Source organism: Thermoanaerobacterium xylanolyticum LX-11 (assembly GCF_000189775.2).
GTDB lineage: Bacteria > Bacillota > Thermoanaerobacteria > Thermoanaerobacterales > Thermoanaerobacteraceae > Thermoanaerobacterium > Thermoanaerobacterium thermosulfurigenes.
Genome location: NC_015555.1, coordinates 1199726 through 1214260 on the forward strand (window position 1 = coordinate 1199726; position 14535 = coordinate 1214260).

Here is a 14535-nt window from a genome sequence, read left to right on the forward strand (position 1 = left end):
CAATTGTAATGTATAATATATCTGAGGTGTTTTGCAATGAAAATACTGGCAATAGATGATGAAGAGAAAATCTTGGATGTTATAAAAGCGTATCTTGAAAAGGAAGGGTACACCGTTTTAACTGAGACTAACGGTGCCAATGCTTTAAATACTTTTAAAACTGTAAATCCAGATTTGGTCATATTAGATTTAATGCTGCCGGGTATGTCTGGCGAAGAAATATGCAGAAAAATAAGAGCTTTATCGAAGGTGCCAATTTTAATGCTTACTGCTAAAGTAAGTGAAGATGATAAGGTATATGGTTTTACAATTGGTGCAGATGATTACTTAACGAAGCCATTTAGTCCTCGAGAGTTGACGATGAGAGTTAAGGCTATACTTAGAAGGACAAAGAATGATCTGCCATTAAATGATATATTTATGTTTAATGATGGCGATCTTGTAATTGACACAAGATCATACGAAGTGAAGAAAAAAGGCAGGATTGTCAATTTAACGCCAAATGAGTACAAGTTGTTGACCGTTATGGTGCAAAATCCCAACAAGGTATTTACAAGAAGCGAGCTTATTGAAAAAGCTTTTGGCTACGATTTTGATGGTTTCGATAGGACGATAGACGCTCATATAAAAAACTTGAGGCAAAAGATAGAAGATGATCCCAAAAATCCAACATATATAAAAACTGTGTATGGGGCAGGTTATAAATTTGGTGAAGAAAATGATTAAAAATGATATAAGAACTAAAACTGCTGTATCGTTTATATCTATTGCTTTATTATCGATAGTCGTATTCAGCATTACCATAAATATTTTAATAATAAACAATTTTGGAATTTACATTAAACAGTCAGCAAATGTGCAGTTTGACAACATTGCTTCATCAATCGCTGAAACGTACAAGGAGACGGACAGTTGGAATGAGACAGGCAATAGAATGGCACATACATTAATGATGAGTGGGTATGACATTGTGGTTAGGGATTTGAAAGGCAATATATTAATTAAAACGCCATCAATGCTTTCAATGATGGGTATGGCAAGTAGTAGCAAAATATCAACCCAAACTCTCCCGATAGTTGTAGATGGCAAAAAGGTTGCTTACGTTGATATAACGTATAGCGGTAAAATGCCTATGAGCAAACTGGATTATAAGTTTTTGTACAATGTAAATAAATATATCGCATTAATAACAATATTGACGATTGCATTGGTGTTGATAATAAGCATATATGTTGCAAAATATCTTACAAAGCCTATTTTGAATATAGCAAAAGTAGCCAGTAAATTAGAAAGTGGAGATTACGACGTTAGAGTAGAAGAAATACCAAAAGAGGAGGAATTGCTTGCATTAACTGCTGCCATAAATCATCTTGGCGCATCATTAAAAAGTCAAGGGATGCTAAGAGCACAGTTGACGCAAAATATAGCACATGAATTGAGAACGCCTTTGTCAACCCTTAAAAGTCATTTAGAGGCTATAATTGACGGTGTTTGGGAGCCATCTAAAGAAAGGATTGTAAGCCTTTATGAAGAAGTTGTAAGATTGTCTAATCTCATAAATGATATTGAATTATTGAATAAAATAGAAATTGACAATCTAAAGATAAATAAAGTAAGATTCAATTTGTCGGAATTGATTAAAAGTTTATTGATAAATTACGAAAGCATTTTTATCAATAAAAATCAGCATTTGGAGAAAAATATTGAAGATGACATTTTTGTGGTTGCAGACAAAGATAGAATATCAGAGGTACTGATTAATCTGCTTGTAAATGCTAATAAATACACAGGTGAAGGTGGAAACATAAAAGTAAAACTGTACAATGAAGGACAATTTGCAGTGATTACAGTTTCTGACAACGGCATAGGCATACCGAAAGAAGATTTGCCTTTTATATACGAAAGATTTTACAGGAGTGAAAAGTCACGAAGCAGGGATTATGGTGGCAGTGGCTTAGGATTATCAATTGCTAAGGCCATAATAAAAGCTCATAATGGTACCATAAATGTTGAAAGTATTTTAAATCAAGGGACAAAATTCACAGTAAAATTGCCGATAATTAATTAAAATTCATGAATTCTTCACAATTTTGTCATATAATAGATTTGAAGGAGGATGATATTATGATGTGGGGATTAATGAATGGATGGGGTTACGGTGGAGGCATAATTTTTGGCCTCATCTGGATGATACTTCAAGTTGTAATAGTAGTTGGTGCAATATATTTCATTGTTTCACTGTTTCAGAACAAAAAAGGCTCACAAAGAGGCAGTGATGCGCTTGAGATTTTAAAAGAGAGATATGCAAGAGGAGAGATAAGCGAAGAAGAATATAAAGAGCGCAAAAGAAACTTAGAAGAAAAATAATTTATAAAAAAGAGCTCTACTTTTCGTAGGGCTCTTTATGCTGTTATATTCAATATCTGCAAATCGTTGACTACTTTTATATATTCCACATTTGGATCTTCTGTTCCTTGAATGCTTAGCTTGGCATTTTTCATTTCAATTACATATTCTATGATTTCTCTGGTTATCCTTTCGCCAGGACATAATATTGGGATACCGGGAGGATATGCCATTAGAAATTCTGAGCTAATCTGCCCAATACTTTCTTCCAAAGGCAAGGCGATATTAGAACATTCAAATGCATATCTGGGAGATAAAACCATTTCTGGTATCTCTGGCATATCTAAAGCTTTCGACATTTCTACATTGTCCTTGTACAGTGTCTCACTGATTTCCCTCAATGCCCTTATAAGGTAATCTACATTTTCTTTTGTGTCGCCTATGGAAAATACACACAATGTATTGTACATATCGGCTAATTCTGGTTGAATGTAGTATTTTTTCGCTAGTATATCTTCTAATTCATGACCTGTTATGCCAAGGCCTTTAGCGGTAATAGTGATTTTTGTCGGGTCAAAATCATACGCTCCATCTCGCCCTACAATTTCGTTTCCGAAACAATAAAGACCGTTTATATTGTTGATCTCTCGACGAGCGTATTCTGCAAGTTCAATTGTCCTGTCCAACAATTCTTTTCCTTCTGTTACCATCTGCATTCTTGCAACATCAAGTGATGCTAATAAAATGTAAGAGGGACTTGTGGTCTGTAACAGGCTCATAACTTGTTTCACTCTGTTTATATCAATCCTTTTTGACTTGACGTGCAACATAGAGCTTTGCGTCATAGAGCCTATTATCTTATGAGTGCTTTGTGCGCAGATGTCAGCACCTGCTTCCATAGCTGAAATAGGAAGTTTTTCGTTGAATTTTAGGTGTGGTCCATGGGCCTCATCCACCATCAGTACAGCTCCGTAGTCATGGACTATTTCAGCAATTTTTACAATGTCTGCAGAAACACCATAGTAAGTCGGATTTATAATTAAAACAGCCTTTGCATCAGGATTGTTTCTTAATGCTTCCTCCACAGTTTCAGGAGTCACATTAAGAGCAACGCCTACATTTTTATCAACTTCAGGTTGCATATAAACTGGGATAGCACCACTTAAGATAATACCTGATGTAACAGATTTGTGAATGTTTCGTGGAACAATTATTTTTTCATTTTCTCCCATAACACTTAGGATCATAGCCTGAATAGCTCCCGATGTCCCATGGATGACAAAAAATGTAGCATCGGCACCAAAAGCATCGGCAGCTAATTCCTGAGCTTTCTTAATGGGACCGGTAGGCTTGTGAAGGCTGTCAACTTGTTCAAACACAGTAACATCCATTGATAATACATTTTTACCTACAAAATCAAAAAACTTTTTAGCCATTCCATTGCCTTTTTTGTGACCTGGGACATGAAATGGTATGGTGTTGTTGTTGACATACTCCATTAATGCATCGAATAATGGAGTTTCAAAATGATTTAGCTTTTCCAACTTGATAAACACCCTCTTTCATAAGTTTGGCTCCCAGAATAAAAGCCTGAACCTCGTTGCAATCGGTTCGGGCCTTTGCAGAGCGAAAATACACTTTATTATGTTTTCAATTTATTATAAGATATATTTTTTTAGATTTCAATATAAATTTTTTTCTTTTTTAAGTTTTTTGTTATATAATATGCAGAACCGATGAAGATGACATATAGACGTTATAAACAAACTTAATTACAAAGTTATCATTAAATGTTCGGATTTTATTAGTCAAAATACTTATTGATTTAAGATGTATTATATATTATAATATTACAAAGTTCGTAATTTAGGCTAAATGGGGGAGATATTTTGTGAGTGATGTAAAAAGAATTTATGTAGAAAAAAAGTCGCAATACAATATTGAAGCAAAAAAACTTTTTGATGATCTTAAAAACAATCTCAATATTTCTGGTCTTGAAAGCGTAAGGGTGATAAACAGGTATGATGTTTTAGGATTATCTGAAGATGTTTTTTTAAAGGCTGTTAATACGATCTTTTCAGAGCCAAATCTTGATGATGTACACATTGAAGATTTGCCATATGAGAAAGATGATAGAGTGTTTGCTATCGAATTTTTACCAGGACAGTATGATCAAAGGGCTGATTCTGCTGAACAATGTATTCAAATACTTACAAACGGTTTTAAACCAAAAGTATTTTGTGGAAAAGTTATAGTTTTAAGTGGCAAATTGACAGATGAGGAATTTGATAAAATAAAAAACTATTGCATTAATCCTGTAGATTCAAGAGAAGCTTCATTAGATAAAAGAGAAACTGTTGATTTAGAAGTTGATTGTCCCGATGATGTGGAAGTTCTTGATGGCTTTGTTGAATCTGATGATGTTTCAATAGAAAAGCTCTATGAGAAGCTAAATTTGGCAATGAGCTTGGAAGATTTTAAATTCTGTCATTCCTATTTTGAAGATGTAGAAAAACGTAATCCTACAATTACAGAGATAAGAGTTATTGATACCTATTGGTCCGATCACTGCCGCCACACCACATTTCTTACAAACATCAATGATGTGAAAATTTGTGATGGGAAATACAATGAACCTATCTTAAAAGCCTTTCATGAATACAAAAACTCCAGAGAATTTGTCTATGGCGAAAGCAAGAAACCAATGTGCCTTATGGACATAGCTACAATAGGAATGAAAGAATTGAGAAAAAGGGGACTGCTTGACGATCTTGATGAATCTGATGAAAACAATGCATGTAGTATCGTAGTCGATGCAGACATAAATGGTAAAAGCGAGAAATGGCTTGTAATGTTTAAAAATGAAACACACAATCATCCTACAGAAATAGAGCCTTATGGAGGTGCAGCTACTTGCCTTGGAGGAGCGATTAGAGATCCTTTATCAGGCCGGGCCTATGTGTATCAGGCGATGCGCGTTACAGGTTCCGGAGATCCAAGAACGCCAGTTGAGATGACTATAAAAGGCAAATTGCCGCAAAGAAAGATTACTAAGGAAGCAGCCCACGGCTACAGTTCATATGGGAATCAGATAGGACTTTCTACAGGACAAGTTTCAGAGATTTACGACGAAGGATATGTAGCTAAACGAATGGAGATAGGTGCGGTAATAGGTGCAGTTCCTAAGAAAAATGTTTTTAGGGGAAAGCCAACGGCAGGCGATGTAGTGATTTTGTTGGGTGGTAGGACAGGAAGAGACGGTTGTGGCGGTGCCACAGGTTCTTCAAAAGAACACACGCAAGAATCCATTTATACAAGTGGTGCAGAAGTACAAAAAGGCAATCCTATAACAGAAAGAAAAATTCAAAGATTTTTTAGAAATCCTGATGTTTTAAAAATGATAAAAAAGTGCAATGATTTTGGAGCAGGTGGTGTGTCTGTTGCAATTGGAGAATTAAGTGATGGGCTTTTAATTAACCTCGATGCAATACCGAAGAAATACGAAGGTTTAGATGGGACAGAACTTGCTATATCTGAATCACAAGAAAGAATGGCTGTATTAGTAGCACCAGAAGACGCTGAAAAGTTTATAGAGCTTGCAAAAGAAGAAAATTTAGAAGCTACTAAAGTCGCAGAAGTCACAGACGATATGAGAATAAAAATGGTTTGGCATGGAAAGGTCATTGTGGATATAAGCAGAGAATTTTTAAATACAAATGGAATTTCTCAATTTACAGATGTCATCGTAGACAGTATTAGTTCTGAAAGCTATTTTGAACGGTTAAAATCTGCCCAATCAATGAACAATATAAAGGAATTGTGGCTTAGGAATCTTGAGGATCTAAATGTGTGTAGTCAAAAAGGATTGACTGAAATGTTTGATTCCACAATTGGTGCTTCAACTGTTTTGATGCCATTTGGCGGTTTATATCAGATGACGCCATCTGAAGGTATGGCCTCCAAAATACCTGTTTTAGAAGGAGATACGGATACGGCAACATTGATGGCATTTGGATACAATCCTAAACTGTCGAAATGGAGTCCTTTCCATGGTGCTGTTTATGCAATTATTGAGGCGGTATCTAAAATTGTGGCAATGGGTGGTGACTATACAAAGATTAAGCTATCACTTCAAGAGTATTTTGAAAAATTAGGAAAAGACCCTAAAAGGTGGGGAAAACCATTTAGCTCATTGTTAGGTGCTTTATACGCACAGAAAGCTTTAGGCATACCTGCAATTGGCGGTAAAGATAGCATGTCAGGTACTTTTATGGATATGGATGTGCCTCCTACATTGGTAGCATTTGCTGTTGCAACTGCTGACGCAAATAAAGTGATATCTTCAGAATTTAAGAAAAGCGGTGATAAAGTAATAATTATTAAGGCGGAAAGAAATCAACAAGATTTACCAAATTTCAAAAAACTAAAAAGGAATTTTGATAAGGTCAATGAACTATTAAATGAAAATTTAATATTAGCAGCATCTTCGGTAAAATACGGCGGAATTGCTGAATGCATCACTGAGATGGCTTTTGGGAATATGGTAGGTTTCCAATTGGAGGCGAATATAAGTGATGTGGACTTTTTCGTTTCTGAATACGGCTCTTTAATAATAGAAGTAGATGGTGATTTTGATGATGATAAATATTTAAAAGGAATTGATTATAAAATTTTAGGCAGGACGATTGATGAGCCGTATATAATTTTAGAAGATGTTAAAATCCATCTTGATGAAGCGAAAAAACACTGGGAGAAACCACTTGAAACAATTTTTCCTACGGTTGCGGAAGAAAACATTAGACAAATACCGAATATTATGTACAACAAAAATAATTCCTTTAGGGCAAGCCTTAAAGTAGCAAAACCTAGAGTTTTAATGCCAGTTTTTCCTGGTACCAATTGCGAATATGACAGCAAAAAAGCTTTTGAAAAGGCCGGTGCTTTGGTTGAAATGCATGTTTTTAAGAATTTAACAGGAGCTGATATAGATGCATCCATCGATGAGCTTGTTAAACTCATAGAGAATTCTCAGATAATCATGTTGCCAGGTGGATTCAGTGCTGGCGATGAACCAGATGGTTCTGGAAAATTCATTGCAACGGTATTTAGAAATCCAAAAGTTAAAGATGCTGTTATGGAATTTCTAAAATATCGTGATGGCTTGATGCTGGGTATATGCAACGGATTCCAAGCACTTATAAAACTTGGTTTACTTCCTTATGGAGAGATTCGCGACATTGATTCGAGTGATCCGACGCTGACATTTAATACGATCGGTAGACATGTATCATGCTATGTCAGGACAAAGATAACGTCGAATATTTCACCATGGTTTAACAATGTCAAATGTGGCGACATTCATGTAATACCTGTATCACATGGAGAAGGAAGATTTATTGCAAATGATGATGTTTTAGATATGTTAAAAAAGAATGGGCAAATTGCCACACAGTATGTAGACATGGATGGAAATCCAACAATGGAGATGCCTTACAACCCTAATGGCTCTTATTGGGCTATAGAAGGCATCACAAGTCCTGATGGTAGAATACTTGGTAAGATGGGACATTCTGAGAGAATTGGAAAGAACGTGGCTAAAAATATATACGGCAACAAAGATCAAAAGATATTTGAAGCTGGTGTCGAATATTTTAAATAAGAAACATAAAAGGTTACGATTCTGTAACCTTTTATGTTTCTTCTGTTTTTATCTTGTGAGAGCTTTGGTTCCAGTCTGGTTTTGGACCTCTTAAGTATGATATAAACGATGCTATTAAGCTAAATATCATTGATATCAAAAACGCTTCTCTTAGCCCAGATATAAATTGTGCTATGGCAATACCTTTTGAACCGACTTGTGTGCCGACGAAAAGAGCTTGCATCGCTTCAGGAGTTATGCTGGATGACACGATTGCCATTGATAATGCTATGCTTATTACCTGTCCAGCGTTGTTCATCATTGTTCTCGTGCCGGCAGCAATACCCCTTCTGTCAGATGGGACAGAGCCCATTATTTCGCTTGTATTAGGTGAGAAGAACATGCCGGACCCAAATCCCATAATAAGCATCCAAACGATAAGCTCTGTAAGTGATGTTTTAGGTGAAATTCTTACAAATCCCAATAAGCCGATAGCCGAAATAAAAAGACCTATAGAGCTTAATGCTCTTGCACCGTATTTATCAGATAAGTATCCGCTTATTGGCGATACGATCATCATAGATAGTGCAAAAGGTGCTAAGAATATTCCTGCCTTTAATGGGTCCATTGCTTTTATTCCTTGAAGATAGAATATGAGCAAAAATGTTACTGCGCCTCTTGCAATACCGTTAAGCAGTGTGCTTCCAAAAGCAAATGCCAAGATTCTCGTTTTAAACAATCTTAAATCCAGCATGGGCTGTTCGGTAGTATTTTCAACATAAACAAATGCCAAAATCAATGCTATTGATATTATGAATAGAGTTATGATTGACTTGTTGTACCAACCTACGAATCCACCGAAAGACAACGCGATTAAAAACAGCAATAATCCTACTGTAAAAAGAAGTGTACCTTTTAAATCAAATTTTTGGCCTTCAGGTATTTTGTCAAGCTCTTTTAGCTGAATCAATGCCCATAGAGTACCTATAATTCCAAATGGCACATTTATATAGAATATATATCTCCATCCTAAACTCGTCAAGAAGCCTCCTAATATTGGACCTATTACTGATGCTATGCTGACTACCATGCTGTTTATGCCAAGAGCTTTTCCTAATTCGTTTTTTGGAAAAGCGTCTGCTACGATTGCTGTGCTATTAGCAACCATTAAAGAACCGCCAACTGACTGCACTATTCTGTATATAAGCAGTTGTAGTCCGCTATTTGAAATACCACATAGTAACGAACCAATGGTAAATATGGCAAAACCTGATACGTATAATTTTTTCCTTCCAAACATATCGGCTATTCTACCGATTGCTGGTACTAATATTGTCAATGAAAGCATATATCCCATTACGATCCACATGATTATACCCATGTTGGCATTTAAACCTTTCATAATATCAGGAAGTGATATTAAAAGCATACTGCCATTTAATACTGAAAAAAGGGCTCCAAGAGTGGTACAGGATAATGCTATCCACTTGTAACTGATATTTTTCATATTGTGTCTGCCTCCTTTGATTTTTGCTTTAACTTAGACAAATTTAGTAATAGCTCCTCAAATTTTTGTTTTGCCATCAATAGTTTTTTATTCTTTTCTTCAATCAATTCTATTTGCTTTTCAATCAATTTAGCGTAGTTATCGATTGTTTCTGCATCTGCAACTTCACCAGATAATATATCTTTGACATTTTTATCTAGTTCTAATGCTTCCTTGATTTCAGATAAGCTGAAGCCAAGTGAATCTTTCAGAGATATTATCTTTTGAATTTTTTCTATGTCTTCATCGGTGTACAATCTGTATCCTGAATCCGTCCTTTTGGGTGAAATAAGATTTAAATCTTCATAATACCTAATAGCCCTTTTTGTCAAACCTGTTTTTATTGAAACATCTTCTATTTTGTAATATTTTTTTTCCATCATAAACCCTCCAACGAATAATTTTACTACTAGTTAACATTAACGTCAAGGTTAATGTAAAATAATTTGATAATTTTCATAAGAAAAAACTTTAAAATACATTATTTGAGGTATAATATATACTTGAAAGGTAATTATAACCAATGTGGAGCATTCCTGTAATAAAAAAATATAAGATTTGAAATAAAAAGTACCTCCTGATAAAATACAAGATGTCGATTGTTCATGAACACGACTCTCAAAATAACAAGGAGGTACCTAATATGAAGTATAACCAAAATTTAAAGATATTGCAAATAACAGAAAAGACATTAATTGTAGGTGTAGACATTGCTAAAGAGACACACCACGCTAGAGCTTTTGATTTTAGAGGAATAGAATACGGTAAGCGTATTGAATTTAGCAATGACATTGATGGAATGGAAAAATTCTTTAAATGGGCTGTAGAAATTATGAATAAAAGCAACAAAGAGCATTTGATGGTTGGTATGGAACCAACGGGACATTATTGGCTTTGCTTTGCACAGTTTCTTAGAGATAAGAACCATAAGGTGGTATTGGTAAATCCATTCCACGTAAAAAGAAGTAAAGAATTTGATGACAACTCGCCAACTAAAAATGACAGGAAAGACCCTAAGACAATTGCAATGCTAGTTAAAGATGGAAGATATGTTGAACCTAATATACCTGATGGTATATACAGCGAGCTTAGAATTGCAGTAGACATAAGGGAAATGCTTACAAAGGACTTAAACAAGATAAAAAACCGGGTTGCAAGATGGCTTGATATATATTTCCCTGAGTTTAATAAAGTTTTTGCAGATTGGGAAGGGAAAGCGGCACTGATAACATTAAAAGAATTTCCAACGCCTGCAAAGATAATAGGTATTAGAGCTGAGGAAATACTTGCAGCTTGGAAGAAAGAAGTTAATCGTGCTGTAGGTATAAAGAGGGCTTTAAAGCTTATAGAAGCTGCGAGTCAAAGTGTTGGTAAAAGAGATGGCATTGAAATGGCAGAGATAGAGATAAAAATTATACTTGAACAGTACGAAATGATAGTAAAGCAGATTAAAGAAATAGAAAGCAAAATAGAAGAGCTTTTTATGCAAGTACCTGATGCTAGTGAAATGCTAGGTATAAGAGGTGTAGGAGTAATAACAGCAGCAACATTTATTGCTGAAGTTGGCGATATAACAAGATATGAGCATCCAAAGCAAATCCAGAAGTTTGCGGGTTACAATCTGGTTGAGAATAGTTCAGGGCAGCATAAAGGGCAAACCACCATAAGCAAAAGAGGAAGAAGGAGACTAAGAAGTGCTTTATACAAAATGATGATGCCCATACTTGCAAACAACAAAGAATTTCAGGAATTACACAAATACTACACCACAAGAAAAGAAAACCCGCTAAAAAAGAAACAGTCCATAATAGTTTTATGCTGCAAGTTAATCAGAGTATTTTTTGCCATACTGAAAAAAGGAGTAAAATACGACGGAAATAAGATGTTAAGAGACATAAAAAGACCAGAGATTAGGAATGCTGCATAAATTGCACCGCCGTGGTGATGATACACCGCAGTCACTCGTCAGTCAAGGGCAAGGACCACGTCTCAGCTTTGCTGCGTTTCACTTCACAAAGCTAACCCTTGACAGCCTCGCTCCTGCGATGGTTTGAATAATTAAGCGGTGCCAAAAATAAGACAAATAAAGTTAAAAACTCAATTTAAAAATTCGAAGATTGACAAAGAGAGCCGGAATTGTCAGGTTGGTAATTTCACCATAAGGGCATAAGACCCAGCAATGGAGCATAACTGACATCCACCTCATGTAAGGCAGAACGAAGGAATTAAGGACAAAGATCCTGTGAGACATGGGAGGGTATGCCACATGAGCTTAAGTGGAAACCATAGGCCAAAATATGGAAAAACAATAGAAGCTTATTTAGGTTACCTACCACATGTAAAATTCATGAATAAATAGCATTGATATACATGAGGGCTTCTTTGAAGATTGTGAGAATCTGAGAATGAGTGAGATATTAAAAGAAAATCAAAGATTATAGAGGGAGATTGTGAGAATCTGAGAATGAGTGAGATATTAAAAGAAAATCAAAGATTATAGAGGGAGGTAGGATTATGGGTAAATTAATGTCAGCATATTTGATGCCGCACCCGCCTATAATTGTTCATGAGGTGGGACGAGGGGAAGAACATAAAATTCAAAAGACGATAGATTCCTTTGAAAAAGCATCTCTAAATATAAAAAATCAAAGACCAGATACTATAATTATCATTTCACCACATGCGCATGTATTTAGTGATGCTGTATCTATAGATATGATGGAAGAAATTGAAGGTGATTTAGGTCAGTTTGGAGCATACAATGTAAAGATGAAGTTTCAAAGCGATTTATCATTAGCAAAAGACATAGTTAAAAATGCAGAAAATGGAAAAATACCTATAGCAAAGATAGATGACAAAATGATAAGTAGATTTAAGCTTTCCCAAAAACTTGACCATGGATGCATCGTTCCATTATATTTTGTAAAGAAGCATTTCGAAACTTTTAATCTCATAAGAATGTCATATGGTTTTTTGCCATTTGAAAAGTTATATGATTTTGGAGTCCAAATAGGGAAATCCATAAGGGAAAGCGATAGAAATGTGGTATTTATTGCAAGTGGTGATTTATCACACAAATTAACGCCAAACAGTCCTAATGGGTATACACCGAATGGAAAGGTTTTTGATGAGAAATTGTTGAACTTGTTAAGAGATTTTAAAGTGAAAGAAATAATCAATATGGATAAAGAACTTATAAGTGATGCTGCTGAATGTGGATTTAGATCTGTTTGCGTCATGTTGGGTGTACTGGATGGCTACAAGGTGAAGACTAACATTTTATCTTATGAAGGTCCTTTTGGCGTAGGATACGGTGTTGCTGAATTTATTTCCGAAAGTTACACAGGCATGGGATTATTAGATGAACTGTATAAAATAAAAAAAGAGAGAATAGATAATATAAGGAAATCAGAAGATGCTTATGTGAAATTAGCAAGAGAAAGCCTTGAGTATTATTTGAAAAACAATAGTATAATGAATGTACCGGATAATCTGCCAGATGAAATGACAAAAAATAAAGCAGGAGTATTTGTATCATTGCATAAAAATGGAGAATTAAGAGGGTGTATAGGCACCATATATCCTTCAAAGAATAATATCGCAGAAGAAATCATAAGAAATGCAGTTAGCGCTGGTACAGAAGATCCGAGGTTCTATCCTGTTGAGATAGATGAACTTGACGACATAGTGTATTCAGTTGATGTTTTGACAAAACCTGAGGTTGTAAAATCAAAAGATTATCTGGATGCAAAAAAGTACGGCGTAATCGTAAGAAGCGGTTATAAAAGTGGGCTCTTATTGCCAGATCTTGATGGGGTTGATACAGTTGATCGGCAGATATCTATCGCACTTAGAAAAGCTGGCATTGCACCGGATGAAAAGTATACTATCGAAAGATTTGAGGTTGTGAGGCATAAATGAAAGAAGCACTCTATTATGAGAAGATAGATAACGATAGTGTACACTGCTTATTGTGTCCGCAAAATTGTATAATAAACGATGGGAAATATGGTTTTTGTCGCGCTAGAAAAAATGAAGGTGGAGTGTTATACTCTGAAAATTATGGGAAAATTGCATCTATAGCTATGGACCCAATAGAAAAAAAGCCTTTATATCATTTCATGCCTGGCAGCTACATACTTTCTGTTGGAACATACGGTTGTAACCTAAGATGTCAATTTTGTCAAAATTGGGAGATATCTCAACAAAGGCTGGAAGGGGAATACCTATCGTCAAGTAAATTGGTAGAAATCGCAAAGAAACAGCAAGGTAATGTAGGAATTGCGTACACTTATAATGAACCATCGATCTGGTATGAATATGTGTTAGATTCCGCAAAAATTTCACATAAAGAAGGTCTTAAAAACGTGCTTGTGACAAACGGGTATATAAATATCGATCCCTTAAGAGAGATTATTAAATATATTGATGCAGTAAATATAGACGTAAAGGCTTTTTCTAATGAATATTATAAAAGAATATGTCATGGAAATCTGGAAAGTGTTTTGAAAGTTGTTGAAGAAGCTGTACTATACTGTCATGTAGAGATAACAACATTGGTGGTGACAGGGGAAAATGACGACTATACTGAAATTGAAGGACTTTGCAAATGGATATCAAGTATAAACAAAGATATACCTATACATTTTTCTAAGTATTTTCCTCGATATAAGATGAAAAATCCAGAAACACCGATAAAAGTGCTTGAAGATATTTATGCCATTGCAAAAAAGCATCTGAATTATGTATATTTAGGCAATGTATCTGGATTTGACAGCAATACTTATTGTCCTAATTGCGGACATCTCTTGATTAAAAGAAAAGGTTATGTACATGTTGTTGGAATAGAAAATAATAAATGTGGTAAATGTGGGAAAGGTTTTTACGGTTTTATATAAAGAAACTTTACATAAAAGAAGTTAAGAGATAATTTAAATAAAAATACGAGTTACAATAGGTTTTTGGCGAATAATATAACTTATTGTAACTCGTTTTTAATTTTAAA

General features: G+C 35.0%; 10 protein-coding genes. 7 read left to right on the top strand and 3 right to left on the bottom strand.

What is annotated here, in order from left to right:
- The first annotated feature begins 36 nt into the window (after positions 1 to 36).
- From THEXY_RS05810 to THEXY_RS05820, 3 genes are read left to right on the top strand one after another with little or no spacing between them, the layout of a single operon-like run.
- Positions 37 to 726, top strand: a complete 690-nt coding sequence (locus THEXY_RS05810) for a response regulator transcription factor (RefSeq protein ID WP_013787903.1) — start codon at positions 37 to 39, stop codon at positions 724 to 726.
- Positions 719 to 2068, top strand: a complete 1350-nt coding sequence (locus tag THEXY_RS05815; protein ID WP_230197666.1) for a sensor histidine kinase — start codon at positions 719 to 721, stop codon at positions 2066 to 2068. The genes THEXY_RS05810 and THEXY_RS05815 overlap by 8 nt, the downstream gene beginning before the upstream one ends.
- Before the next feature lie 56 nt (positions 2069 to 2124).
- Positions 2125 to 2367, top strand: a complete 243-nt coding sequence (locus THEXY_RS05820; RefSeq protein ID WP_013787905.1) for an SHOCT domain-containing protein — start codon at positions 2125 to 2127, stop codon at positions 2365 to 2367.
- A gap of 35 nt (positions 2368 to 2402) precedes the next feature.
- Here THEXY_RS05820 and THEXY_RS05825 read toward each other — a convergent pair whose 3' ends face one another.
- Positions 2403 to 3890: an aminotransferase class I/II-fold pyridoxal phosphate-dependent enzyme gene (locus THEXY_RS05825; protein ID WP_013787906.1), complete on the bottom strand. Its 1488-nt coding sequence runs from the start codon at positions 3888 to 3890 to the stop codon at positions 2403 to 2405.
- Between the two features lie 347 nt (positions 3891 to 4237).
- Between THEXY_RS05825 and THEXY_RS05830 the strand changes: the two genes are divergently transcribed.
- Entirely contained in the window at positions 4238 to 8005 is a 3768-nt protein-coding gene (locus tag THEXY_RS05830; RefSeq protein ID WP_013787907.1) for a phosphoribosylformylglycinamidine synthase, read from the top strand.
- Positions 8006 to 8036: 31 nt separating this feature from the next.
- Here THEXY_RS05830 and THEXY_RS05835 read toward each other — a convergent pair whose 3' ends face one another.
- Positions 8037 to 9491: an MFS transporter gene (locus THEXY_RS05835; RefSeq protein ID WP_013787908.1), complete on the bottom strand. Its 1455-nt coding sequence runs from the start codon at positions 9489 to 9491 to the stop codon at positions 8037 to 8039.
- Complete coding sequence (locus THEXY_RS05840) at positions 9488 to 9910, bottom strand: MerR family transcriptional regulator (RefSeq protein ID WP_013787909.1); 423 nt, start codon at positions 9908 to 9910, stop codon at positions 9488 to 9490. The genes THEXY_RS05835 and THEXY_RS05840 overlap by 4 nt, the downstream gene beginning before the upstream one ends.
- 263 nt (positions 9911 to 10173) lie before the next feature.
- On the opposite strand from THEXY_RS05840, the gene THEXY_RS05845 reads away from it, so the two are divergent.
- The 3 genes from THEXY_RS05845 to amrS all read left to right on the top strand — a co-directional run bounded on the left by THEXY_RS05845 (position 10174) and on the right by amrS (position 14428).
- Complete coding sequence (locus THEXY_RS05845) at positions 10174 to 11457, top strand: IS110 family RNA-guided transposase (RefSeq protein WP_013787910.1); 1284 nt, start codon at positions 10174 to 10176, stop codon at positions 11455 to 11457.
- 587 nt (positions 11458 to 12044) lie between these two features.
- Entirely contained in the window at positions 12045 to 13451 is a 1407-nt protein-coding gene (gene amrA, locus THEXY_RS05850) for an AmmeMemoRadiSam system protein A (RefSeq protein WP_013787911.1), read from the top strand.
- Complete coding sequence (amrS, locus tag THEXY_RS05855) at positions 13448 to 14428, top strand: AmmeMemoRadiSam system radical SAM enzyme (protein WP_013787912.1); 981 nt, start codon at positions 13448 to 13450, stop codon at positions 14426 to 14428. The genes amrA and amrS overlap by 4 nt, the downstream gene beginning before the upstream one ends.
- Positions 14429 to 14535: the final 107 nt, after the last annotated feature.